Below are 23,571 nucleotides of genomic sequence, written 5' to 3'. Positions count from 1 at the left end.
AGGTGAAGCCTCGCTTCTGTCCCATCCTAACGAGGGCGCTAATTGCGCGGAAACCTTACGGCGCGAGTGATGAATTGGGTTCGAGTGCATCCTTGAGCCGTGCAAGGCCGTCGCGGATCCGGGCTTTCACCGTGCCGAGAGGGGTTCCCAACACTTCCGCCACCTGCGCGTAGGTGAGCCCCTTGTAGTACGCCATCTCGATTGCCTGCCTCTGCTTCTCGGTCAGCACACCGAAGGCAGCCTTCACCGCCTGCGACTCGTCCTGCGCCAGAACCGATTCCATGACGCAGTCAAAAGGCGTCAGCACCTCGGCAGTGGACCACCGGTTGAACCTGTTCCGATGAGCCTGCTCCGACCGGATCCTGTCCACTGCACGACGATGCGCGAGGGTCATGAGCCACGCGATGGGTGATCCGAGTGCCGGTGAGAATTCCGGCGCCTTGTTCCATACCTGAAGGAAAACCTCCTGGGTCACTTCCTCCGACATCGTGGGGTCTACGACGATCCTCCGAACCAGCCCGAAGATCCGCGCGCTCGTGACCCGGTAAAGGGCGGTGAATGCACGTTCGTTACCCAACCCCACCTGCATGAGGAGAGAGGCGAGGTCCGGCTCCGGCATCTCACTCAGCGAAGGAAGCCTCTCCGCGACGGTCACCGACATGAGACAACCTGACGTGAGATCCGGGGCGGTCTGTTGATTCTCATCGTCATCGCGGTTGTTCCTTCTGATAGTTAGCCTCCTAGCAGTTCTACACCCATTTCCCTAGGAAAACTAGCTACATGGCAAGCGTCCTGCAAGGCGCGCTAACAAAATGCTAGGCTGACGGACATGAGCACTCTTCCGCAGGCTGTTCCCGTCACCGCGGGAACCGTAACTGACCGGTTGGATCCGGGTATCTCAGTGCTCAACGCCTTACGGGACTACCGTGCCTCCGAAACCGCCATGCGCCGACGCACTCGCTCCTCCACTGGTATGGGCGAAACCGACTTCCTTGCGCTGCGCTACCTGCTTGAGGCGCAGCATGATCATCGCGAAGTCAGCCCCAAGGAACTCGCTGTTCGGCTGGGGATCTCCTCTGCCTCCACCACGAGCCTCATCGACAGGCTGGCCCGGACAGGGCACGTGCGGCGCAAACCGCACCCCAGCGACCGCCGGGCACTGGTCCTGGAGGCGAGCGCAGAGCCGGATTGCGACGCCCGGCGGACCATGAGCAATACGCACCAGCGGATGATGGATGTCGCTCAGACGCTCCCACCGGGGGATGCGGCCGTCGTCGTTGATTTCCTTGTCCGGTTGCGCGAGGCCGTGGACGGGATCGACGCGGACCAGCAGGGCTGACTACTGCGGAATGGTGTGTTGCCCAAAGACGTGGCGCCGCACCCAACCGTGCATGGCGATGGCCGCTGCTGCTGATGCGTTGATCGAACGGGTGGAACCGAACTGGGCGATGGACAGCGTGGCATCGGCTGCGGCATGGACTTCCGGAGTGAGGCCCGGGCCCTCCTGCCCGAACACGAGCACGCAATCGCGCGGCAATTCATACGTTTCCAACGGCACGGAATCGGGGAAATTATCGATGCCGATCACACGTAGCCCGGCTGCCTGCGCCCACTCGACAAACTCCTCAACCGTGGGATGGTGCCGAACGTGCTGGTAGCGGTCGGTGACCATGGCTCCGCGGCGGTTCCACCGTCGTCGTCCGATGATGTGCACTTCACGCGCCAGGAATGCGTTGGCCGTGCGGACCACTGAGCCGATATTCAGGTCATGCTGCCAGTTCTCGATGGCCACGTGGAAGTTATGGCGCTTGGAATCGAGGTCGGCAACGATGGCCTCATGCTGCCAGTAGCGGTATTCATCAACTACGTTCCGGGTATCCCCGTGTGCCAGCAACTCCGGGTCCCAGTGCGGACCAGAGGGCCACACGCCCTCCCAGGGACCCACGCCCACGGTTGCCGGAGCGTTTTCCACAGTTTCTTCCACCCCCCAAGACTAGAGTGAAAGACTGATGCCGGGTTTATGTCCCCTCCAACTTCGTCACGGAAGAAGCAAATGCGCGAAAACGAACACATCGAGTGCTGGCTGACTGATATGGATGGCGTCCTGGTTCACGAGAATCAGGCCATCCCAGGAGCTGCGGAGCTGATTGACCGGTGGGTGGCAACCTCCCGCCGCTTCCTCGTTCTGACAAACAACTCGATCTACACCCCGCGTGACCTGGCTGCGCGGCTGAAGGCCTCCGGGCTCGAGGTTCCGGAGGAAAACCTGTGGACTTCGGCGCTCGCCACAGCGCAGTTCCTGCGCGATCAGCTGCCCGGCGGCCGAGCTTATGTGATCGGTGAAGCCGGACTGACGACGGCGCTGCACGAGGCCGGCTTTGTCCTCACCGACCAGAATCCGGACTATGTGGTGCTCGGCGAAACGCGAACCTACTCGTTCGAAGCGATCACAAAGGCCATTCGCCTGATCCTGGACGGCGCCCGGTTCATTGCCACCAACCCGGACACCACCGGCCCCTCCAAGGAGGGCCCGCTTCCCGCCACCGGGGCAATAGCGGCGCTCATCACAGCGGCAACCAACCGCGAGCCGTACATCGTGGGCAAGCCGAACCCGATGATGTTCCGCTCGGCAATGAACCAGATCGACGCGCATTCGGAGACCACCGCCATGGTGGGTGACCGCATGGACACAGACATCATCGCGGGCATGGAGGCCGGTCTCCATACTGTCCTGGTGCTTACCGGCATCACCAAGCGGGAAGACGTCGATGCCTACCCGTTCCGGCCGGCGCAGATCGTGGACTCCGTGCAGGACCTCATCGAGCAGGTCTGATGCCCGGCATCCTCAACCTGCGGGACATCGCCGCCTAGCTCTGGGCTGCATTCCGCGCAAGTGCGAGGTCTGCCACCGTTCTGAAGCGACTATAGGCAGGTTGGCGCCGGTTCTGCACGAAACTAGGAGATGCTCTTCACTGCTCCACCGGTGGGAATCGGAAGGAATTCCTGCTGCAGTTCGCGCACCACAGCCTGGTAAATCAGCGGGTTCCACTGCGGGCTGGCGTGGGGCGGGAGAGCACCCTCGGTAATGAGGTCCGCTGAAACCAAGCTGTCCGGGAAGGCCGCCGCCCAGCCGGGACGCGCCGTCGCGTAATCCACCGTGCCGTCATTCGGGTTGCCGATGAACGCCAGTTCGGTGCTGCTGCCCAGACTGAACCGGGCAACGTTGTAATGAAAGATGTACGACGCCTGGGACTGGATCAGCACACTGGACGGAGCCAACGGTGAGAGCTGCTCAAGGGTCTGATCGACGATCTGCGACCAGGTGCGCTCGTTCTTGTGCACAATGCGCTCAGCCAGCTCGTAACTACCGCGAAGAACGGTGGGAACACGGTAACCGGCCTCGTAAAGGTAGACAACGCCGTCGAACATTGCCTGGTCGATCACGTCAAACCGGTCATGCGGGCTCGAATCCAGCAGGATGAACCGGACGTCGATACCCACCTCACGAAGCCGGGAAGCAACCTCCACGGCCACCATTCCCCCGAAGCTGTGCCCGTAGAAATACAGGGTGTCAATCTGCTGGGTGCGGATGTAGCGCCGCAGGGAGCCGACGATGGTGGAGATATCCAGGCCCCGGTTGGAGTAGCCCATGACGGCCAACCGTGCCCGCCGGCTGAGCACCGGCCGGAGCGAGTTCATGATCCAGACACCTTCTTCCCAGCTCGTCTTGTATCCCGGGAACAGGATCCAGCGAGCGTTGGGGAAGGTGGCGTCTGCGTACTCATCCTCCACAGGGATAATGGTGAATTCTTCGCGGGCTTCCTGGATCTGGCGCGTAACGAACAGGTCCGTGGCCAGGGCCAGCCCAAGAGCGGAGCCGGTAAGGAAGCGCCGGCGCGACATGCCTTTCAGGCCATGCGCATAGGTGAGGAGCCGCTCCGGATCGTTGGTCATGGGTTGGCCATTACTCCAGACCGAGTTCGTCCTTGCTGAACGCGAAGAGGTAGGGCACGCCCGCTTCGGATTCGATCCGCTCCTTCGAACCGGTATCGCGGTCCACGATGACCGCGACTGCCACTACATTCCCGCCGGCCTTCCGCACGCCCTCCACTGCGGTGAGCGCGGATCCGCCGGTAGTGGAGGTGTCCTCAAGAACGACGACGTCGCGACCTGCTACATCCGGGCCCTCGACCTGGCGGCCCATTCCGTATGTCTTCTGCGCCTTGCGCACCACGAAGGCGTCAATAGCGCGTCCGTCCCGGGTGGCGGCGTGCATCAGCGCTGTTCCCACCGGGTCCGCCCCCATTGTCAGGCCGCCCGCGCTCTGGAAGGTGATGCCGGCGTCGTCGAGCAGGCCCAGCATGACCTCTCCCACCAGCGCCGACGCTTCATGATGCAGCGTCACCCGGCGGAGGTCGATGTAGTAGTCCGCCTCCTTGCCGCTGGAAAGTGTGACCTTCCCCCGCACCACCGCCAGTTCCAAAATGAGATCGCGGAGTCGGTCACGGGCGGTGGGGATATCGGTCATGGGAATCAGTTTAGACGGGGCGACGGTTGCACATTTCAGCTCAGCGCATCATTCCGGTGACGATTGCGTGGGCGTTTGCCGGGTAAAACCTGCCACCCTGCTGTACAGGCTTTCCCAAGCCCGACGACGACGAAAGCCGGGCAGGTGCCTCTGTGGGAGACATCTACCCGGCTTTCACCGGACGGCTCGACTGGGAGCGTCGGTCCGCTCTACGGCTCTACTGGAGCAGTTCCCGCTAGAAGCGGAGCGCACGCAGGTAGTCGTAGCCCACCTCTGCCGTCTGCAGGGGCGTGACGTCCGGCTGGTCGTTCTCGACGATGTATTCCTTCGGTGTGTGGGCTCGGAAGATACGCGCGAAGTCGATGGTTCCGGTTCCGAGGTCGGCGAATCCGCCCGCAGTATCCCGATCCTTCACGTGATACTGCAGAACCTTCTGCGGCGCCTGCTGAATGGTGTCGATGGCGAACTGAACGGGATCTTTCGCGCCCACGCCAACACCGCCGGTGACAGCCCAGTACAGGTCTACCTCCAGGTGGACCAGTTTGGGATCAAGGCGGCTGGTGAAGATGTCCCATGGGGTCTCTCCGCCGCCGACGTCGGTCGTAAACTCGTGGGCGTGATTGTGGTAACCGTACTTGAGCCCGGCTGCGCGGGCAGCTGCGGCCTCCACGTTCATCTGGTCCGCCCAGCGGCGCCAGTCATCCCCGGAGGTTGAAGCCAGATACGGCACGTTGATGTGCGTCTGGCCGAGGGTGACGGCGTTCGCGATCTTCGCCTCCAGTGCGGCCGGCGAGGAACTGATGCCGTCGTGGCTCGACGATGGGGTGATGCCAAGCGAATCAAGGGTTGAGCGCATCGATTCAGCGGTGCGTCCGTAGAGGCCGGCAAGCTCAACCTTGGTGTAGCCGAAGTCAGCAAGGCTCGCCAGAGTTGCATCCACTCCCTCGCCGCGCATGATGTCGCGCAGCGTGTACAGCTGGATGCTGATGAGTCCGGGAGGCACCGGCCGGCCCTTCCTGCCACCGGGAGCGGCGATGGCAGCAGTCCCGCCAACGCCGGCCAGACCCATTCCTACACCGACCGCTGCGGCTCCCCTCAGGAAGCTGCGCCGGTCAACCCCCTTCTCTTCCAATGAACGACGAAGGGCGCCTGGGGCATTGAATCCAAAGCACATATGTTTGCCTTTCCTGGCACTGGATGCGTTCCGCCGCCGACCTTGGTGGGGAAGCATGTGAAGCTGCGGTGCAGCAATTGGTTACGGGGCTCACGGCAGGAACCGAAGCAGCCGGGCAGCAGCGCTACCCACGGTTGGTTGCCTCACCCACAGCGTCCTCGCCGTGCGCTCAACACACCACCGTTGCTGTCAATCGGTGCCAGACGCGATAGTGGCAGGAAGTCATGGTGCTGATGTAATCCGAGCTTTCACAACCACAACTTCCCCGATTTCAAGAGCAATTGCACCTGAAATCCAGGCAGGAACGTGTTGACCCTCCCGCCTGGCCAGCCGGCGGCGACGCTTACCGGGAAGGTCAGTGCCGCCGTCGTTCGGGCTTGTGGTCTGACCCTAATTCGGGGTTTTGTTGTCTGTCAAGCAAAAGTCGGAAGGGTGTCAGAAGAAGTCGGCGGCTAGCCCGCCATCGAGTCAGACAGGCCCAGGACCATGGCATCGATGCGCTGTGGGGACATGGCATGGTGGATGGCCAGCATGCTGGCGCCGAGCACGCCGGCATCGAGGCCGGAACTTGACTGCACAATCTGCAGGTGCTGGGTAGCCAGGGGGATAGTTCGGGAGTAGACCACTTCGCGGATGCCCGCGATGAAGTGCTCGCCAGTGAGTGCCATCGAGCCGCCGATGACAATGACGGACGGATTGATGAGGCTGACACAGGCAGAGAGCACCTCACCTACATCCCTGCCGGCCTGGCGCACGGCATGCACGGCTTCGGTGGTTCCCGCGCCAACCAGCCGAACCACATCCTCGCTGGTAGTGGCTTCCAGTCCGAGGGCGCGCAATTTCGACGCGACGGCCGGCCCGGATGCCACTGCTTCCAGGCAGTCCTTGTTCCCGCAGTGGCAGGGCACTCCACCGCCGTTGTGCACGCGGATATGGCCGATGTCCCCGGCGACGCCGTCTGCACCGCGCTGCAGCATACCGCTGGAGACGATGCCCGAGCCGATGCCGGTGGCGACCTTGACGAAGATGAGGTTGTCTACTGTGGGCCAGGCGACGTTGCGCTCACCGAGCGCCATGATGTTCACATCGTTGTCTACGAGGACCGGCACGTGGAAGTGGGCCTGCAGGTGGCCCGGCACGTCGAAACCGTTCCATCCGGGCATGATCGGCGGGTTGATCGGCCTGCCGGTCCGGTGCTCCACCGGGCCGGGCACGCCGATGCCGATGGCCAGCAGGTCTTTGACGGCCCGCCCTGATTGCTCGAGCAACTCGGTGCCCAACTCCACAACTGCCTGCAACACAACATCGGGGCCCTGCGTGACTTCGATGGCCCGCGAAGCTTCATGCAGGCGGTGGCCCGTCAGGTCCGTAACCGCGACGTGCAGATGCGAAGCGCCAATGTCCACACCGAGTACTACCTTGCTGCCGGCCTTCAACGCGATACGTGAGGAGGGACGCCCGCCGGTCGAAACCGCATCATCCACGAAACCAACAAGACCGAGTTCCATGAGCGCCTCGATGCGCAGCGTGATGGTGGAACGGGCAAGGCCCATTTGCTCGGCGAGCTCGGTCCGCGTACGCGGACGGCCATCGCGCAGGATCTGGAACAACTCGCTCGCGCCGGATGAACCAAGGCCATTGAAGCTACTTATGTCACTCATCGACTAATTACAGCACACCTTTCGACGAAACAGAGGGTTGGAAGCGGGCTCGGTGGGCACCCGGAAGAAAGGGCGCGTGCACGCGCTTCAACCGCTTCCACCGCCGTCGAAATGATCGAATGCCACGCAATCCGCGTTACTGCCCGCAATTTCGCCTTATCGGTCACGCTGGGTTGCGCGAATATATCGAAGGAACCACTACATCCGTTGGTCATCGTCATTAGTCGTGTTAGGTTCTTTGTGACCGGCGTCTCTCCACAGGTCTCCCAGCAGGAGGGAACCTCCGGCACAGCTACGACGCAGCATCACTTCAAGGAGGAAGCTTTGATCAAGGACACCCGTACCGGCAGCACCCGCTCACACCGGGGGGCTATTCGCAGGCTGGCAGGCGCCGCTTCACTTGCCATCGCGGCGACCGCTCTATTGACCGGGCCCGCTGCTGCGGCTCCCGCGTCCAGCAATGCAAACCCGGCAGCCGACTGCGCAGGCAAGAGCATTCCGGCCAGCAAGATTTCGTTCCAGCTCTACAGTTACGCGGGCTGGCAGGGGGAGATCGGTACCGAGGCCGTCCTCGCCGAGCTGGCTGAGATCGGCTACAAGAACGTGGAGCCGTTCGGCGGTTCCTATGAAGGACGAAGCGCGGAGGAGTTCCGTGCACTGCTCAAGGAATACAAGCTCAAGGCTCCGTCGGCGCACGGAAGCACAGCTGAAGCGACCTTCGACCAGACCCTTGCGTACGCCAAGACCATCGGCCAGAAGTACACGGGATCCGGCGGCTGGGCCGCACCCGGTATCAACAGGGATGGAAGCAGCACCTACGCAGACGTGCTGGCCACCGCCGAGGCAATGAACCATCTCGGCCAGCTCTCCGTCGAGGCCGGCACCGGCAAGCACTTCGGGCATAACCACTGGTGGGAGTTCACCACGCTGGTTACCAACCCGGAGACCGGCGAGCAGACAACCGCCTATGAAGTGCTCCTGGCGAACACCGACCCGCGTTACGTGGCCTTCCAGCTGGACGTGTACTGGGCATCTGACGCGGGGGTCGACGTCGTCGACCTGCTTGAGCGCCACGGTGACCGCATTGAACTGCTGCACATCAAGGACGGCGCCCTGCCGGCCGACACCCTCGGTTTCGAGAGCTTTCCCCTGCTGACCGACGTCGGAGAAGGGGACATTGACTGGGCGCCCATTCTCGACGCCGCGCAGGGCCACGTGAAGTACTACGTCATTGAACGCGACGGCGCCCCGGCGACGGCGGAGTTCGCCGAGGACAGCTTCAACTTCCTCACCTGCTACTCCTACTGACGCGCAAGCTCTCCGGGTGGTCCTGAACAGGTCCGCCCGGAGGGCCTCAGCGCTGCCGAACTTTCGAAAGGAACACCGAATTGGGTACATCAGCCGAAGGCACTCAGGGCGAGGCCGAAAGGTCAGAATCAACCGCTCATGCCTATGGCAGGAACGGCATCTGGCTCATCGGTGCGCGCGGATCCGTGGCCACCACTGCCACGGTGGGACTCGCTGCCATCTCTTCGGGCCTTGCCCCCGCCACGGGCTGCGTCACGGACCAGCACTCCTTCAATGCGGCGCTGCTTCCCGATTTCACCGACCTCGTGGTGGGCGGACACGACATCAGCGGCGTCTGCATGACCAAGCGTGCCGAGGCACTCGTTGATTCGGGAATGCTGCCGTCTCATCTGCTCGAATCCGTCCGCTCACAGCTCGGTGAGGCGGACCAGCGCGTGCGGCCGGGTTACGACCCCGCACAGAAGTCCGAGTCACAGGAAAAGGTGGCCCAGCGGCTCGCGCAGGACATCACCGACTTCAAGCAGGCCAATAACCTGGACCGCGTCGTCGTTCTTGATGTCGCTTCCACCGAGGCGCCCGTTGAACCGATCGCCGAGTTCTTCAACGTAGACCTGCTTCTCGCCGCCCTGAAGGATCCGGCCCGCCGCGTGTTGCCGCCGAGCTCGGTGGGCGCCTACGCAGCTATCCTGGCCGGTTCCCCCTATGTGTGTTTCACACCTTCCACGGCTCTCACCATCCCAGCGCTGCGTGAGCTCGCCGCCCGGCATCAGGTGCCGTCCGCCGGCCAGGACGGCAAGACCGGCCAGACCTGGCTGCGGTCAGTCCTCGCTCCGGCTTTCGCAGCACGTGGGCTCCGCGTTCTGTCCTGGGCCGGCACCAACCTGCTCGGCGGTGGGGACGGCGCAACCCTCGCCGATCCGCAGGCCGTCTCAGGCAAGCTTCAGTCCAAGAACCGCGGCCTGCAGGAGCTGACGGGGTGTGCGGTCACTCCACTTCACATTGACAATGTCCAGGATCTCGGTGAAACGAAGGTGGCGTGGGACCACATCAACGTTGAGGGTTTCCTAGGATCGCGCCTGACCCTGCAAACCACCTGGAGCGCCTACGATTCCATGCTCGCCGCTCCCATGGTGCTCGACCTCGCGCGGCTGATGGCCCTCGCCCACGCTGCGGGAGAGGAAGGCCATGTCGAGGCACTGGGGTTTTTCTTCAAGGATCCCTGGGGCAGCGACGAGCACTCGTTCGCCAACCAGACCCGCAACCTCGTGGAGTGGGCGGAGACGGCAAGTGCCCGGCTGACGGCCGGCGGCGGGAGCTCAGAGCAGCCGTGAGCGTCAACGACTACCTTGAGCTCGTGCGCGCGCCGGCCGTGCTGACGGTACTTGGCGACACTCTCGCGGGCGGATCTGCCGCCGGGCACGCACTGGGCGGCCGCCGGATGGCTCTCCCTTTGGCGAGCGCGTGCCTTTACGCCGGCGGCATGGCACTCAACGACTACGCCGACCGCACAGTCGATGCCCGCGAGCGCCCCGAGCGCCCCATTCCGTCCGGGAGGATCAGCGCACGCAGCGCTCTTGCTGCCGCCGCGGGTTTGACCGTCGCCGGGCTGGGCCTCAGTGCGGTCGGCGGAGGCAGGCCGGCGCTGGCGGTGGGAGTTCCGCTCGCAGCCTCCATCTGGACTTATGACCTGATCGCCAAGAATCATGCCGTCCCCGGCGCGCTCACCATGGGCGCCTGCCGTGCCCTTGACGTCCTCATGGGTGCCGGTTTCGGGCACCTGCGCCTCGCCCTGAGTGCGGCGGCCATCATGGGCGGCCACACGGTCGGGGTCACCGTCCTCTCCCGCGGGGAAGTCCACGGAACAACGACGACGACGGCTTCCGGCGTCGCTGCCGGCACCGCCCTGCTTGCCAGTGCAGTAGTGGGCGGCACTCTGCAATCCGGTGGCAAAGAGTCCCGCAACCAAATCCTTGCCCTGCTTGCCGCTACAGCTGCCTACGCCGGCCGGTGCGCCCCGGCGCAGGTGCGCGCTGCCCGCAACCCGGTGGCAACAAATGCACTCGACGCCACTAAAGCGGGCATTCGCGCAATGGTGCCGCTGCAGGCAGCGCTCACGGTTCGCCACGGAAACCTGGCCGCCGCAGGCGTGCTTGCGTCGGTGGACCTGTTCGGGAAGCTCATGCGCACACGTTCGGGGAACAGGAAGTTGAGCGAGTCATGACGGCATCACCATTGCCCTTCAGCCTGGGATACGGCACCAACGGATTCACCGACCACCCCCTTTCAGTGGCCCTGGATCTCCTCGCCGAGCAGGGCTATGGAGCAGTGGCTCTGACCCTGGGGCATCCACACCTGGACCCGTTCGCCGAGGACCTGGCTGAACAACTGCAGGCCCTGCGGAAGACGCTCGGTGAGCTGAATCTTCGCGTGGTCATCGAAACGGGCACCCGCTTCCTGCTCGATCCGCGCCACAAGCACCGTCCCGCCCTGGTGGATGAGGAGGCCGCAAGCCGCGTTGGCTTCCTGCGCCGCGCGGTCGACATCGCGGCACAGCTGGAGGCCGAGTGTGTCTCCTTCTTCTCCGGGGTCCTCCCGGACGGAACGTCCCCGGAAACGGGGTGGCAGCGGCTCACCGAACGTGTGGCGGGCGTCGTTGAGTATGCCCGCGACAAAGGCGTGCTGCTGGCCGTGGAGCCTGAGCCGGGCATGCTGGTGGAGACGGTGTCGGACGCCCTGCGCCTCCGGGCAGAGCTCGACAACCCGGACAACCTGCGGATCACCGTGGACATCGGGCACTGTGTAGTGGTCGAACCGGACGGCATACGCGGTGCTCTTCTTGAGGCCGGGCCGCTGCTGGCGAACGTCCAGCTGGATGACATGCGCCCGCACGCCCACGAGCATCTGCCGTTCGGCGAAGGAACCGTGGATTTGCCCCTCGCGCTCGGCACCCTGGCCGAGTTGAACTACCGCGGTGTGGCCGCCGTCGAACTGCCGCGGCACTCCCACGACGCACCGGGACTCGCCACCCGCAGCATCGCGGCGCTCGGCGACGCCTGGGCGGAATCAGTACGCAGCAGGGAATCTGAGCGCTGGCTTCAGGAGAGTACGACGGCGGTCACCGCCGATCCCTCCACCCTCACCACCGTCTTCGCCCAGGCCGGGCGCCGGCTGGGCCGCACGCCCCTGTACCCGGATGCCGACCCCACCGGCGTACTCTTCGGTACCACCAGCGACTCCGCCCGTGGCCTGCTGCTCGGCCGACTCGGTGAACTGCTTCCGCCCGAAGAGTTTGCGCTTGCGCTGTCGGCACTTTACGACGGCGGTGACTCCGCGGAGCGCCGCGGCGTGCTTCGCGGGCTGGCAACGTTGGCCGCGCGCTCACCGAAGCTTCCCGACGTCGTCGTAATCGCGGGATTGAGGCTCACCACCGAGGCCCTGAGAACCAACGAAAGCGGCCTTGTTGCCGCCGCCGTCGGGCCGTTTGCAGCCGCCCACCTGGACCAGCACAGCTGGCGCCACGCCGTGCTGAAGCTGGTGTTCATGGGGGTCAGCCTCCGTGCCGTCACGGACCTGCAGGAACGTGCGGATGACGAGCTTGCCCGGATGGCAGGCGACTTCGCCGCCGAACGGACAGCCGCTGGGCGGCCGGTCCCGGACGACGTCACGCTGCTCCTGGCCACCTCCAGCCATTCGACCACTTTCTAAGGGGAAACCAGCCATGCGCATTTTTGATCCTCATATTCACATGACCAGCCGGACAACCAATGACTACGAGGCGCTGTACGCCAGCGGCGTGCGCGCGCTCGTGGAACCCGCCTTCTGGTTGGGGCAACCACGCACCAATGTCGGTTCCTTTCTCGACTACTTCGACTCGCTGCTGGGCTGGGAGCGGTTCCGTGCGGCGCAGTTCGGCATTCGGCATCACGCCACGATCGCCCTCAATCCCAAGGAGGCAAATGACCCGCGGTGTGTTCCCATCCTGGAGGAGATCCCCCGTTACCTCGTGAAGGAGGGTGTGGTGGCCGTGGGAGAGATCGGCTATGACTCGATGACGCCGGCCGAGGATCATGCGTTCAGCCGCCAGCTCGAATTGGCGTTGGAGTATTCACTGCCGGTCATGGTGCACACGCCGCACCGGGAGAAGCTGGCCGGCACCCACCGGACGCTTGATGTTGTCCGCGAATCCGGCATCGCCCCCGGCATGGTGGTTGTCGACCACCTCAACGAGACCAATGTTGAGATTGTAAAGGACGCGGGCGCGTGGATGGGCTTCTCCATCTACCCCGACACCAAAATGGATGAGCAGCGTATGGTGGCGATTCTCAGCCGCTATGGAACCGAGCGTGTGCTCGTCAACTCCGCTGCCGACTGGGGCCGGTCTGATCCGCTCAAGACCGCACGCACCGCACACGCCATGCTTGATGCCGGTTTCACCGCCGACGACGTCGATCAGGTCCTCTGGCGCAACCCCGTCGAGTTCTACGGTCAAAGCGGCCAGCTGATCCTCGACCCGATCCCCGGCTTCGACGCGGCAGAGCCTCCCAACGCTACAGCGGGATTCGAGGGCAACTCGGTCCTGCGGGGTGCACGCGCCTGATGCTCCTCTCCTACTGCACGAACGTCCATCCGGCCGAGGACTTCGACGGGCTGATCCGGCAGCTTCGCGAGTACTCGGGCCCCATCCGCCGGAAGACGGGGCTGACCGTTCTCGGTGTGGGGCTCTGGCTTCCCGCCGGACTGGCACGCCGGTTGGCCGGGAATGCCGATGATCTGGCGGTGCTCCGTGAGGTCCTGTCGGCGGAGGGGCTGCAGCTGCACACCATCAACGCCTTCCCCTATGGCGGTTTCCACAATGAGGTGGTCAAACTCGACGTTTACAAGCCCACGTGGGCTGAGCGCGAGCGCCTAGAGTACACCCTCGACTGCGCGGAGGTCCTCGCTGCGCTCCTGCCCGAGAACACCGCCGGCTCGATCTCGACCCTCCCCCTTGCCTGGCGGGAGCCCTGGACACAAACCGACGACGACGCCGCCACCTCCGCTTTTGTGGAGCTCAGTTCCCGCTTGCGGGAACTGAGGGAGCGTACGGGAAAAACTGTCCGCATCGCCGTCGAACCGGAGCCGGGCTGCGTACTCGATACGGTCGCCGATGTTGCCGGGTGGCTCGCAGCGCGGATTGACCGCGGCATTGATCCCGAGTACATCGGCCTGTGTGTGGACACCTGTCACCTCGCTGTGTCCTTCGCTGACCCGGTTGACGCCGTCAAGCGGATCGAAGCGGCAGGCCTGCGAGTGGTCAAGATTCAGGCGTCGGCCGCCCTGCACGTAACCGACCCCTCCAGCGCCGCCGCCCGGGCCGCACTCAGGGCCTTCGCCGAACCGCGCTACCTTCACCAGGTGCGGGAACAGGGTGAGAACGGGATCCTGGCTGCCGATGACCTGACGGAGGCCCTTGACACCCTGCCTGGAAAGGCACCCTGGCGGGTTCATTTCCACATCCCGCTCCACCACATCCCCTCTGCCCCGCTGGAGACAACTGCGGCTGTGCTGCGGCACACCGTGGCCGAGGTGTCCCGCAGGCACTACGGCCGGGAAGTGCACCTGGACATCGAAACTTACACCTGGAGCGTCCTGCCCGGAGGGCAGGTGGGGATTGTCGACGGCATCGCCGCCGAGATCGGGTGGGCCGAGTCCCATCTGCTCGCGGCAGCACCGGCGTCGTAATCGCTGGGAGCACTTGAGCATTCATCCGTATTTAGGTAAGACAACTGCAAGGAAGAACCGTGAAACCAGTACTGCTGCTGGATGTTGTGGGGCTGACTGCCCTGTCCCTCCGTTCAATGCCCCGCCTGAGCAAACTCGCGTCACAGGGATGGTCGTCCGAACTGGCGACGGTCCTGCCGGCGGTGACCTGCACCGTGCAATCGACCATGCTGACCGGACTGGCTCCGGCGCAGCACGGAATCGTTGGGAACGGCTGGTACTTCCGGGAACTGGGAGATGTGTACTTCTGGCGCCAGCACAACAGGCTGGTCACCGGAGAGAAGATCTGGGAGACCGCGCGGCAGCAGGATCCCGGGTACCGCGCGGGCAATATCTGCTGGTGGTACGCCATGGGAATGTCCACCGATCTCACCGTGACTCCCCGGCCGATCTACCATGCGGACGGCCGGAAATCGCCCGACGCGTATGTGCGTCCCCCAGCGCTGCATGACGAACTGGTGGGCCCTTACGGCGAATTCCCGCTGTTCCAGTACTGGGGGCCCACGGCCGCGATCCAGTCGACACAGTGGATCGTGAATTCGACCCGCCACGTCCTGCGGAGCCAGTCCCCGAATCTCCTGATGGCCTACCTCCCCCACCTTGACTACGACCTCCAGCGGTTCGGACCGGATTCTCCGCAGGCTGCCCGGGCAGCGGCCGAGCTGGATGGAGTCCTCGCTCCCCTGCTGGACGAAGCCGAGGCCCGGGGCTATGCCGTGATCGCCGTCTCCGAGTACGGCATAGAGGAAGCTCGCAAGCCGGTGGACATCAACCGTGTGCTGCGGCGGGAGGGCCTGCTCGAAGTCTATGTGCAGGACGCCAGGGAGCAGCTGGACCCGTGGACATCGCGGGCGTTCGCCGTTGCAGACCATCAGGTTGCCCACGTGTACGTCTCTGATCCGGCGGACGTTGAGCGCGTGGCTGCGATCCTTCGCGCAACCGACGGGGTGGACGAAGTCCTCGACCGGGAGGCTCAGGGCCGTTACGGGCTCGACCATGAGCGGTCCGGTGAGCTGGTTGTTGTTGCTGAACCCGGCGCCTGGTTCACCTACTACTTCTGGCTCGACGATGACCGGGCTCCCGAATACGCACGCGGCGTCGATATCCACCGAAAGCCCGGATACGACCCGGCTGAACTTTTCTTCAACCCGGCGGACAGACTGGCCAAGGCAAAGGCCGTCCTGAACCTGGCCAAGAAGAAGCTCGGCCTACGGTACGCCATGAACACGGTGCCCCTGGATCCAACGCACGTCCGCGGAACGCATGGAAGGCTACCCGATTCGAAGAACGGCACGCCCCTGATCATCGCTTCCCACGACCAGGTCCCGGCTTCCATTGAAACCCTCGTGAACGGTGGCAGGCAGGTGCCGGCGGCGGCGGTGAAGCAGTTGGTGCTCGAGACACAGGGGATGCGAAGCTCAGCGCCCGCAGCCCTACTTTAGCTAGACCGAACAACAAACGCTGTCCGGCGGGCGCTGGTTCCGGATTCAAAGGACAAAAGTCACTTTTGCACGCCCAAAATCTGGTCCGCACCGGAAGAATTGCAAACTTTGTTTATTGAAACCACTAGCGGAACCGAGACGCTTCTACTAGCGTTTTAGGTGACCTGACTCCGGCTGGCCCGGGTCCTCAAAGGCGAGAAGAAAGTGAATGATGACAGTCAATCAACACGGGATAGCGCAAGCTTCCGGGCATCGAACCGATGCCGCACGATTCTCAATGAAGCGCGCTGCACGAGCGGGCGCAGGTTTGGCAATGGTGGCACTGCTGGCCACCTCGTTCGCCGCTTCACCGGCTCAGGCCAAGGACGCCGCAGCACCGCCGGCGGCTCCGCCGGACGCAAACTTCGAAAAGGTGACCCTGAATGACACGCCGGGTGAACCGGTGGACCTTGCCGTCCTCCCCAACAATGACGTCCTGCACACCACCCGCGGCGGCGAGGTGTGGCTCAACGATGCCGAATCCGGCGTCAACACTCTGGCGGCAACCCTCGATGTCTACGAGCATGACGAGGAAGGTCTGCAGAGCGTCGCGCTCGATCCGAACTTCGGAACCAAGGGCAACAACTGGGTCTACCTCTACTACTCGCCTCCAGGGGACACCCCGGTAGATGATCCGGCCACTGAGGGCATCAACGAGGGTGACGCACCGACCACCGGCACCGCCGCAGATTTCGCGCCCTTCAAGGGCTCGCTTGTCCTGTCCCGTTTCCAGTTCGACGGTTCCACCATCGATCTGGCCAGCGAACAGGAAATCCTCGAGGTTCCCGTTGACCGCGGCATCTGCTGCCACGTCGGCGGCGACATCGTCTTCGATGCCGAGGGCAACCTCTACCTGTCCACCGGCGATGACACCAACCCCTTCGCATCCGGCGGCTACACCCCTATTGACGAACGCCCGGACAGCAACCCGGCATTCGATGCACAGCGGACCTCCGCCAACACCAATGACCTGCGCGGCAAGGTTCTCCGGATCACTCCCACCGAGGGCGGCGGCTACACCATCCCCGAGGGCAACCTCTTCGAACCGGGAACTCCACAGACCCGCCCCGAGATTTACGTCATGGGCCTGCGCAACCCGTTCCGCATCGAGCTCAACCAGAACACGGGTGAACTGCTCATCGCTGACTACTCCCCCGACGCCCGGTCAGCCGATCCGCTTCGCGGTCCGGCAGGAACCGGCAAGTGGATGTCAGTGACCGAGCCTTCCAACTACGGCTGGCCCTACTGCGCCACCGCCGAACTGCCCTACGTTGACTACAATTTCGCCACCAACACCTCCGGTGAGACGTTCAACTGCGATGCACCGGTCAACGAGTCCCCGAACAACACCGGGCTCCGCGAGCTGCCGCCGGTATCCCAGCCTCAGGTCTGGTACTCCTATGGCGCTTCGGCTGAGTTCCCTGAACTGGAGACCGGCGGAATCGGTCCCATGGCCGGGCCTGCCTATGATTTCGACAAGAAGGCCACCAAGGGCCGCGCACCCGTCGCCTGGCCGGAGTACTACGACGGAATGTCCTTCTTCTACGAGTGGACCCGCGATTACATCAAGGGCATGACCACCGCCGACGGTGAGCTCGTTTCCATTGAGAACGTGGTGGACTCGCTGGTCACTGACAACCCGATCGATATGGAGTTCGGCCCCAACGGCGCGCTCTACGTACTCGAGTACGGCGACGGCTACTTCGGTGAGAACCCTGATGCGCAGTTGTCCCGCATCGACTACATCGGCGAGAACGGCAACCACAGCCCGGTAGCAGTGGCCTCCGGTACTCCCACCGTTGGTTCAGCCCCGCTGACCGTCCAGTTCTCAAGCGAAGGCACGGCAGACGCCGACGGCGACAAGCTGCGTTACGCCTGGGACTTCAACTCTGACGGGGTGGTGGACTCAACAGACGCGAACCCCACGTTCATCTACGAGGAGATCGGCTCCTACACCGCCAGCCTCCAGGTCACCGACCAGGGCGGCAAGCACCGGGGGAAGCACACTTCCGCAGAAGTAACTGTTGAAGTCGGGAACCAGGCACCGGTTGTCGAATTCATTACTCCGGTTTCGGACCAGCCCTTCCAGTTCGGCGACACCGTTTCCTATGAAGTCCGCGTCACCGATGACCAGCCCGTCGATTGCGCACTGGTCCAGGTCACCTACATCCTGGGCCACCACACCCACGGACATCCGCAGACCACCACCACGGGCTGCACCGGAACCATCACCACCACGGTTCCTGAAGGCCATGATCCCGCAGTGGATGACCTCTCGGCAGTGTTCAACGCGTCCTACACCGACGCCGGCGACGCGGCTTCCGATCCGCTGACCGGAACGGCTGAAGTGGTCATCATCCCCAACTGATTACGTACGAAGCACGCTGATCGCACCGTAACGGCCACCCGGCCGCGATAGCAGAGCGGATCCTGTTCCAGCTGAGGCTGGTACAGGATCCGCTTCTTCGTGGTCAGACAGTTTGTCCGCTATGCGAAGGAAACCGTTGTGCCGGCGTCGTCGTGCTGCGGCCGCAGGAAACCGGCCGGGTCCCGGATGAGCGGCTCGAAGGCGAGCTCCGCGGCACCAACCAGAATGGGATCTTCGCCAAGTGGCGCCAGCTCGATGGCCACGCTCTCCCTCGGCCCGCGTGTACCGGGCGTGCGCAGGGCTTCGCTCAAGGCACCCGGGGCGGCACGAATCAGGATGCGAAGGAAGCCGCCCAGCACGATCATTGAGGGGTTGAGCAGGTTGACCACGCTCTGTAGCCCAATTGCCAGCAGCTGGACCTGGCGGTCAATCAGTTCGCGTAATTCCTGCGATTCCGATTCATCCTGGAGCCTTTCCAGTACGGCTTCTTCGAGGTTCTCCGTCTCGCCGGCAGGCAGACCGACCGCCGCGATCAGCGCTTCCCGCGTGATCTCGGCTTCGAGGCAGCCGAAGGACCCGCAGGCGCATGCCTCGCCCCCGGAGCGCACGTGCGTGTGCCCAAGCTGGCCGGCAAAGCCGGTGGCACCGCGCACCAGGCGGCCGCCGCTGATCACGCCTCCGCCGATCCCGCTGGCGCCTCCGTAAAGATAGACCAGGTCTGACACGTCCCGGCCCGCGCCGAAGGTTGCCTGCGCGCGAGCGCCCACCACGGCGTCATTCGCGGCGATGACCGGAAGCTTCAGCGCGTCGCTAAGCAGAGCCGCGAGCGGTTGGTCGCGCCAGCCGAGGTGCGGCGCTTCAATGACAGTGCCATCCCCGGGATCTACCAGCCCCGGAACCGCAAGCCCTACCCCCATGATTCGGTGCCCCGCCGGCAGGGAGGTCCGCATTCCGGCGTAGACAGCAGTCACGATGTTCACTACTTCCGCGACCGACGGCGCACGAACGGTGTGGAAGCGGACCGGATTGACGATGTGGCCGCCCAGCGAGACCAGGGCAACGCTGACGACGTCGATGTCCGGATTGACCGACAGCGCCAGCGCTCCGGGACTCGGCTCGATCATGATGCTGGGGCGTCCGTGCTGCTGCGCCTGGTCGAGATTGCTCTCCACTACGAGGCCGAGCTGGACCAGTTCCCCGACAAGCGCCGCAATGGTCGAACGGTTCAACCCCGTGGCGCGGGTGAGCTTTGCGCGGGATACCCCGGCCATGGAATGCACCAGCCGCAGCACCGTGGAAAGATTGTGCTGCCGTGTGGAGTCACGGTTGTTACCGAGGTTGGTGCCGGCCACCGTTCTACCTTCCACCTGGTTCAGGTCCTTCCTGGCGGATCGCCTCGGAGCCGGAATTGTTCCTTCATGATAACGGCAGAACAGGCGGCAGCCCTGAGCCGGGCGAACGGCAGAAGCGCGGTTAGTGTGAGGTGGCCTCGGAGATGGCGGCGAACAGCATGCGCTCGAGGCTGCTGCGCAGTCCGTCGGGCACGCCCTCGGACTCCAGATGCATAACGGCGAGCTGTGCGTTCTCGGTAGCCAGCCTGACCGCGAAGTCCCTGGCACCGCAGGCCACCAGAACAGAGCGGACGTACCCGGCGCTGGAGGCTGTCAGGTCCGAGGAGCCGATGAGTGCCGCGACGCTCCTCCATTCCGGCCGCGTTGCTGCATAGGAGAGCAGGGCTGTCCGCTTGCCCTCCCTCAAATCTCCCCAGCTGGTCTTCCCCGTCCGGCTTTCCCTGCCGAAAACACCCAGCAGGTCATCGGAAATCTGGTAGGCGATCCCGGCGTAACGCCCGAAAGACGTCAAGGCCGCGACGACCGGCTCCGGAGCCCCGGCCAGCACGGCTCCAGCCTGTAGCGGCGCCTCGAACGAGTAGACAGACGTTTTCTGGTGGGCCGTCTTGGTGATGTCCTCGAGCGAGGGCATGTCCCGCGTCCGGCTGAACTCAATGTCGAGGACCTCCCCGCCCACTGATGAGAAAACGGCATCATCGAGGATGTCGCCAAGCCGCTGCGCTACGGCCTCCGGCGCCGCCACGGACCTCAAGAGCCGGTAGGCACCCGAGAGTGCGAGGTCACCGGCGAGTACTCCTGCCGAAACTCCGGCGTGCTCAGCGGCCGCCGGGGAAGCTCCGGTGCGCAGTGCCCGGTTCCTGTAGTGGCCGGACACGTTGGGGCTGCCGCGACGGACGAAGTCACGGTCAATGACGTCGTCGTGAATGATCAGCGCGCTGTGCAGGAGCTCATAGACGGCGGCAAGCTGCGCCGCGCTGGAGGCATCAGTACCTCCCAGCTGTTGGTAGGCAAGCAGAACCAGCCGCGGGCGGGAGCGCTTGCCGCCCGCGGCTGCCCTTTCCAGCGATTCCCAGAGACCGAGGTAGGCAGCGTTCACCGATACAGCACGGAGTTTCGCGTCACTGAAGAACCGTTGGAGGGCATCCTCAACCAGGTCGAGGTCTGCGTTGCCGTGCAGCGCGTAGTCCGCGTTCAGGAAACTCACCGACTCACCTTCCGGTTACCGCTGCTCGCCCGGCTCCCGGAGTTCGGGAGCCGGCTGGGTGACCTGCATCTGGTTTTGCGGTTAGGCCTTCGCAGGTTTCGTCTTGGCCCGTCGTGTCTTGCCGCTGGCTGCAAAGCGCTGCTGCAACAGAACGGCAACCACGATGATCACGCCTTTGGCTAGAGCCTGAACGGAGGTGTCCAGATTGTTCTGGATGAAGACGTTGGTGAGTGTGCTGAAGATCAGCACACCCAGAACCGTGCCCATGATTGTGCCGCGCCCGCCAATGAGCAGTGTTCCACCAACAACGACGGCGGCAATCGCGTCCAGTTCGTAGAGCAGACCGTGCGTCGAGGTGCCGGCTGTTGTGCGGCCGAGCATCATGACAGCCGCAATGCCCGCAGCGAGTCCGGCCAGGACGTACAGGTAGACCAGGTGGCGCTTCACCTTGATACCCGCCAGGCGGGAGGCTTCGAGGTTTCCGCCGATAGCGATGGTCCGCCGGCCGAACGTGGTGCGGTTTAGGAGGAACCATCCTGCAACAGCGGCAAGGAGGAAGATCCACACGAGAACAGGAACGCCCAGGAAGTCAGCGCGCATGACCTGCAGGAAGTCCTGGTTGACGACGATCTGCGTGCTGCGCCCGGAGATGAGCTCGGCCAGACCCCGTGCGCCAACCAGCATGGCCAGGGTGGCAATGAAGGCGACGACATTGCCATAAGCGATCACAACGCCGTTGATCAGGCCCGCTCCGGCACCGACCGCGAGCGCCACAAGCACCATGAGAATCCAGGATGATTGCGTAGCCGCCAGCTGGACGCTGGTCAGGGTAGCAACGACGGTCGCCAGTCCCATGACCGAACCGACCGAAAGGTCAATGCCTCCGGCGGTGATAACGAAGGTGACGCCGATGCTGATCACACCGATGATCGAGGCGTACCGGAGGATGGTCAGCATGTTTTCGGGGTTGAGGAACCGGTCCCCACTGGTGATGGCACCCACCACGAACAGCAGCACCAGGGCAATGACCAGCCCCAGGCTGCGGCCTCCGGAGCCCTTCAGGAAGCTCTGTAGCGGGTTGGCCTTCGGGGCGCTGTGGTCGGCCGACGCGTCGATGCGCGGTTCAGCCACCTTGGTCTTCTGCTCGCTCACGCGGCACTTCCCTTCATGACGAGGTCGAGCACTCCGTGCTCGTCTAGGTCGCTTGCTTTGGTTTGGGTGATAACGGTGCCGTCATCGATGACGAGGACATTGTCGGCGAGGCCGAGCACTTCCTCGATTTCGCTCGAAACAACAATGATTGCGGTCCCGGCAGTGGCGAGTTTGCGGATGAGCGCGTAGATTTCAGCGCGCGCCCCGACGTCGACGCCGCGGGTTGGTTCGTCGAGCAGCAGCACCGGAGTTCCGTGCACGAGCCAGCGGGCGAGGAGTATCTTCTGCTGATTTCCGCCGGAAAGCGTCCGGGCCGGGCGGTCCGGATCAGCTGGACGCAACTCGAGGGCTGCGATCTGCTCGCGCGCGGCGTTCCTCTCTGCCTTTTCATTCAGATATCCGGAGCGGGCAAAACGCTCGAAGGTCGAGAGCGTTACGTTCTTGAAGATCGGTTCATCGAGAATCAGGCCCTGACTTTTGCGTTCCTCCGGCGAAAGCCCGATTCCCGCGTCAACCGCGGCTGGAACAGACCCGGGACGCAGTACCTTGCCGTTGACGGATACCGTCCCGGAAGAAGCCTTCCGTGCACCGTAGATGGTTTCAAGGATCTCCGACCGCTTGGACCCGACGAGGCCGGCGAGCCCGACAATCTCGCCTGCCCGTACCGTGAAACTGACATCCTCGAAGTGTCCGGCCAGTTCCAGGTTGTCGACCTTGAGAACTATGGGAGCATCGGACGGTACCGGTGTCCCCTCCGGGAAAACGTTCTCGACGTCCCTGCCGGTCATCAGGCGGATCAGCTCCGCCCTCGACGTATCGGTGACGCTCAGACCGCTCGCTGTGCTCCGGCCGTCCTTGATCACGGATATGCGGTCACCGATCTGGCGGATCTCCTCCAGCCGGTGGGAGATGTAGACGACAGCGATGCCCTGGGCCGTGAGCTCGCGGACCACGCGGAAAAGGTTGGCCACCTCGCCGGAGTCCAGGATGGCGCTCGGCTCATCCATGATGATCAGCTTCGTATCCCGCGACAGTGCGCGGGCCATGCTCACGATCTGCTTGTTGGCGGCAGAGAGCGTACCGACCTCGGTGGACGGCGAAAGACCGCCGTGCCCGAGCCGCTTCAGCAGGGTACGCGCGATCGCATTTGTCTTCTTGACGTGGAGCACGCCTCCGCTGGCGCGTTCATGCCCGAGGAAGATGTTCTCCGCTACGGACAGTCCATCCACGACGTCGAGTTCCTGGTACATCGTGGCGATGCCGAGATCCAGGGCGGCGGTGGGGCCGGGAATCGAGATTTCCTTTCCCTCCCAGCGGATTTCACCGCCGTCGGGCTGGTGTACTCCGGACAGCGTCTTGATGAGGGTGGATTTACCGGCTCCGTTCTGACCCATGACGCAGTGCACTTCTCCTGGAAGTACCTGCAGGTCGACGCCTTTAAGCGCCTGGACACCAGCGAATTGCTTGGTAATCCCCCGAACTTCGAGCAACGGACGTGGCTGATCTTCTTCGAACATGAGACGAAGCTAACACATTATGTCGGCAATCGGTATAAAGTCGTCGATTTCTTTCGATCTTCTGTT

General features: G+C 63.8%; 20 protein-coding genes. 10 read left to right on the top strand and 10 right to left on the bottom strand.

What is annotated here, in order from left to right:
* Window positions 1-55 precede the first annotated feature (55 nt).
* Window positions 56-661, bottom strand: coding sequence for an ECF RNA polymerase sigma factor SigK (gene sigK, locus ASH00_RS06050; RefSeq protein ID WP_056545934.1), 606 nt, complete (start codon window positions 659-661; stop codon window positions 56-58).
* A 168-nt stretch (window positions 662-829) separates the two neighbouring features.
* On the opposite strand from sigK, the gene ASH00_RS06045 reads away from it, so the two are divergent.
* On the top strand, window positions 830-1,339 hold the full coding sequence (locus tag ASH00_RS06045) for a MarR family winged helix-turn-helix transcriptional regulator (protein ID WP_056545932.1): 510 nt from the start codon (window positions 830-832) through the stop codon (window positions 1,337-1,339).
* On the opposite strand, the gene ASH00_RS06040 is transcribed toward ASH00_RS06045, so the two are convergent.
* Window positions 1,340-1,984, bottom strand: coding sequence for a TrmH family RNA methyltransferase (locus ASH00_RS06040; RefSeq protein WP_056545930.1), 645 nt, complete (start codon window positions 1,982-1,984; stop codon window positions 1,340-1,342).
* Window positions 1,985-2,053: 69 nt separating this feature from the next.
* Here ASH00_RS06040 and ASH00_RS06035 point away from each other — a divergent pair, with 69 nt between their 5' ends.
* Window positions 2,054-2,833: an HAD-IIA family hydrolase gene (locus ASH00_RS06035; protein WP_157359012.1), complete on the top strand. Its 780-nt coding sequence runs from the start codon at window positions 2,054-2,056 to the stop codon at window positions 2,831-2,833.
* 122 nt (window positions 2,834-2,955) lie between these two features.
* Here ASH00_RS06035 and ASH00_RS06030 read toward each other — a convergent pair whose 3' ends face one another.
* The 4 genes from ASH00_RS06030 to ASH00_RS06015 form a co-directional block, all read right to left on the bottom strand.
* A complete protein-coding gene (locus tag ASH00_RS06030) occupies window positions 2,956-3,954 on the bottom strand; it encodes a thioesterase domain-containing protein (RefSeq protein ID WP_056545927.1) in 999 nt (332 codons plus the stop codon).
* Between the two features lie 10 nt (window positions 3,955-3,964).
* A complete protein-coding gene (gene pyrE, locus ASH00_RS06025; RefSeq protein WP_056545924.1) occupies window positions 3,965-4,528 on the bottom strand; it encodes an orotate phosphoribosyltransferase in 564 nt (187 codons plus the stop codon).
* Window positions 4,529-4,763: 235 nt separating this feature from the next.
* Window positions 4,764-5,702, bottom strand: coding sequence for a TIM barrel protein (locus ASH00_RS06020; RefSeq protein WP_056545922.1), 939 nt, complete (start codon window positions 5,700-5,702; stop codon window positions 4,764-4,766).
* A 452-nt stretch (window positions 5,703-6,154) separates the two neighbouring features.
* Window positions 6,155-7,363 (bottom strand): ROK family transcriptional regulator, encoded by a 1,209-nt coding sequence (locus tag ASH00_RS06015; protein ID WP_056545920.1) that lies wholly within the window; start codon window positions 7,361-7,363, stop codon window positions 6,155-6,157.
* A gap of 240 nt (window positions 7,364-7,603) precedes the next feature.
* On the opposite strand from ASH00_RS06015, the gene ASH00_RS06010 reads away from it, so the two are divergent.
* The 8 genes from ASH00_RS06010 to ASH00_RS05975 all read left to right on the top strand — a co-directional run bounded on the left by ASH00_RS06010 (window position 7,604) and on the right by ASH00_RS05975 (window position 18,280).
* On the top strand, window positions 7,604-8,671 hold the full coding sequence (locus tag ASH00_RS06010) for a sugar phosphate isomerase/epimerase family protein (protein ID WP_056545918.1): 1,068 nt from the start codon (window positions 7,604-7,606) through the stop codon (window positions 8,669-8,671).
* A gap of 80 nt (window positions 8,672-8,751) precedes the next feature.
* The gene (locus ASH00_RS06005) at window positions 8,752-10,002 is read left to right on the top strand and encodes an inositol-3-phosphate synthase (protein ID WP_157359011.1); all 1,251 of its coding nucleotides are present in this window, start codon (window positions 8,752-8,754) and stop codon (window positions 10,000-10,002) included.
* Window positions 9,999-10,892 (top strand): SCO3242 family prenyltransferase, encoded by an 894-nt coding sequence (locus ASH00_RS06000; protein WP_056545917.1) that lies wholly within the window; start codon window positions 9,999-10,001, stop codon window positions 10,890-10,892. The genes ASH00_RS06005 and ASH00_RS06000 overlap by 4 nt, the downstream gene beginning before the upstream one ends.
* A complete protein-coding gene (locus ASH00_RS05995; protein WP_056545915.1) occupies window positions 10,889-12,376 on the top strand; it encodes an EboA domain-containing protein in 1,488 nt (495 codons plus the stop codon). Before ASH00_RS06000 ends, ASH00_RS05995 begins: the two co-directional genes overlap by 4 nt.
* 13 nt (window positions 12,377-12,389) lie before the next feature.
* Window positions 12,390-13,268 (top strand): TatD family hydrolase, encoded by an 879-nt coding sequence (locus ASH00_RS05990; protein ID WP_056545913.1) that lies wholly within the window; start codon window positions 12,390-12,392, stop codon window positions 13,266-13,268.
* Window positions 13,268-14,392 carry a metabolite traffic protein EboE gene (gene eboE / locus ASH00_RS05985; protein ID WP_056545912.1) on the top strand — a complete coding sequence of 375 codons (1,125 nt, stop codon included), beginning with the start codon at window positions 13,268-13,270 and terminating at the stop codon, window positions 14,390-14,392. Before ASH00_RS05990 ends, eboE begins: the two co-directional genes overlap by 1 nt.
* A gap of 59 nt (window positions 14,393-14,451) precedes the next feature.
* The gene (locus ASH00_RS05980) at window positions 14,452-15,873 is read left to right on the top strand and encodes an alkaline phosphatase family protein (RefSeq protein WP_056545910.1); all 1,422 of its coding nucleotides are present in this window, start codon (window positions 14,452-14,454) and stop codon (window positions 15,871-15,873) included.
* 313 nt (window positions 15,874-16,186) lie between these two features.
* Window positions 16,187-18,280, top strand: coding sequence for a PQQ-dependent sugar dehydrogenase (locus ASH00_RS05975; protein WP_082565906.1), 2,094 nt, complete (start codon window positions 16,187-16,189; stop codon window positions 18,278-18,280).
* Between the two features lie 119 nt (window positions 18,281-18,399).
* Here the strand turns inward: ASH00_RS05975 and ASH00_RS05970 are convergent, their stop codons facing one another.
* The 4 genes from ASH00_RS05970 to ASH00_RS05955 all read right to left on the bottom strand — a co-directional run bounded on the left by ASH00_RS05970 (window position 18,400) and on the right by ASH00_RS05955 (window position 23,505).
* Window positions 18,400-19,632, bottom strand: coding sequence for an ROK family protein (locus ASH00_RS05970; RefSeq protein ID WP_056545906.1), 1,233 nt, complete (start codon window positions 19,630-19,632; stop codon window positions 18,400-18,402).
* 121 nt (window positions 19,633-19,753) lie between these two features.
* The gene (locus tag ASH00_RS05965) at window positions 19,754-20,836 is read right to left on the bottom strand and encodes a polyprenyl synthetase family protein (RefSeq protein WP_235563166.1); all 1,083 of its coding nucleotides are present in this window, start codon (window positions 20,834-20,836) and stop codon (window positions 19,754-19,756) included.
* An 81-nt stretch (window positions 20,837-20,917) separates the two neighbouring features.
* A complete protein-coding gene (locus ASH00_RS05960) occupies window positions 20,918-21,952 on the bottom strand; it encodes an ABC transporter permease (RefSeq protein ID WP_235563210.1) in 1,035 nt (344 codons plus the stop codon).
* Window positions 21,953-21,984: 32 nt separating this feature from the next.
* On the bottom strand, window positions 21,985-23,505 hold the full coding sequence (locus ASH00_RS05955; RefSeq protein ID WP_157359010.1) for a sugar ABC transporter ATP-binding protein: 1,521 nt from the start codon (window positions 23,503-23,505) through the stop codon (window positions 21,985-21,987).
* Between the last annotated feature and the right edge of the window lie 66 nt (window positions 23,506-23,571).

Origin of the sequence: Arthrobacter sp. Soil782, from assembly GCF_001428435.1 — a bacterium.
Lineage (GTDB): Bacteria > Actinomycetota > Actinomycetes > Actinomycetales > Micrococcaceae > Arthrobacter_D > Arthrobacter_D parietis.
This window is presented reverse-complemented; position numbering and strand designations above follow the sequence as displayed.

What these genes read in the sequence shown, in the direction of transcription:
- sigK (WP_056545934.1), bottom strand. Translation starts at nt 661, where the DNA reads ATGTCGGTGACCGTCGCGGAGAGGCTTCCTTCGCTGAGTGAGATGCCG.
- ASH00_RS06045 (WP_056545932.1), top strand. Translation starts at nt 830, where the DNA reads ATGAGCACTCTTCCGCAGGCTGTTCCCGTCACCGCGGGAACCGTAACT.
- ASH00_RS06035 (WP_157359012.1), top strand. Translation starts at nt 2,054, where the DNA reads ATGCGCGAAAACGAACACATCGAGTGCTGGCTGACTGATATGGATGGC.
- ASH00_RS06030 (WP_056545927.1), bottom strand. Translation starts at nt 3,954, where the DNA reads ATGACCAACGATCCGGAGCGGCTCCTCACCTATGCGCATGGCCTGAAA.
- pyrE (WP_056545924.1), bottom strand. Translation starts at nt 4,528, where the DNA reads ATGACCGATATCCCCACCGCCCGTGACCGACTCCGCGATCTCATTTTG.
- ASH00_RS06020 (WP_056545922.1), bottom strand. Translation starts at nt 5,702, where the DNA reads ATGTGCTTTGGATTCAATGCCCCAGGCGCCCTTCGTCGTTCATTGGAA.
- ASH00_RS06015 (WP_056545920.1), bottom strand. Translation starts at nt 7,363, where the DNA reads ATGAGTGACATAAGTAGCTTCAATGGCCTTGGTTCATCCGGCGCGAGC.
- ASH00_RS05995 (WP_056545915.1), top strand. Translation starts at nt 10,889, where the DNA reads ATGACGGCATCACCATTGCCCTTCAGCCTGGGATACGGCACCAACGGA.
- ASH00_RS05990 (WP_056545913.1), top strand. Translation starts at nt 12,390, where the DNA reads ATGCGCATTTTTGATCCTCATATTCACATGACCAGCCGGACAACCAAT.
- eboE (WP_056545912.1), top strand. Translation starts at nt 13,268, where the DNA reads ATGCTCCTCTCCTACTGCACGAACGTCCATCCGGCCGAGGACTTCGAC.
- ASH00_RS05975 (WP_082565906.1), top strand. Translation starts at nt 16,187, where the DNA reads ATGGTGGCACTGCTGGCCACCTCGTTCGCCGCTTCACCGGCTCAGGCC.
- ASH00_RS05955 (WP_157359010.1), bottom strand. Translation starts at nt 23,505, where the DNA reads ATGTTCGAAGAAGATCAGCCACGTCCGTTGCTCGAAGTTCGGGGGATT.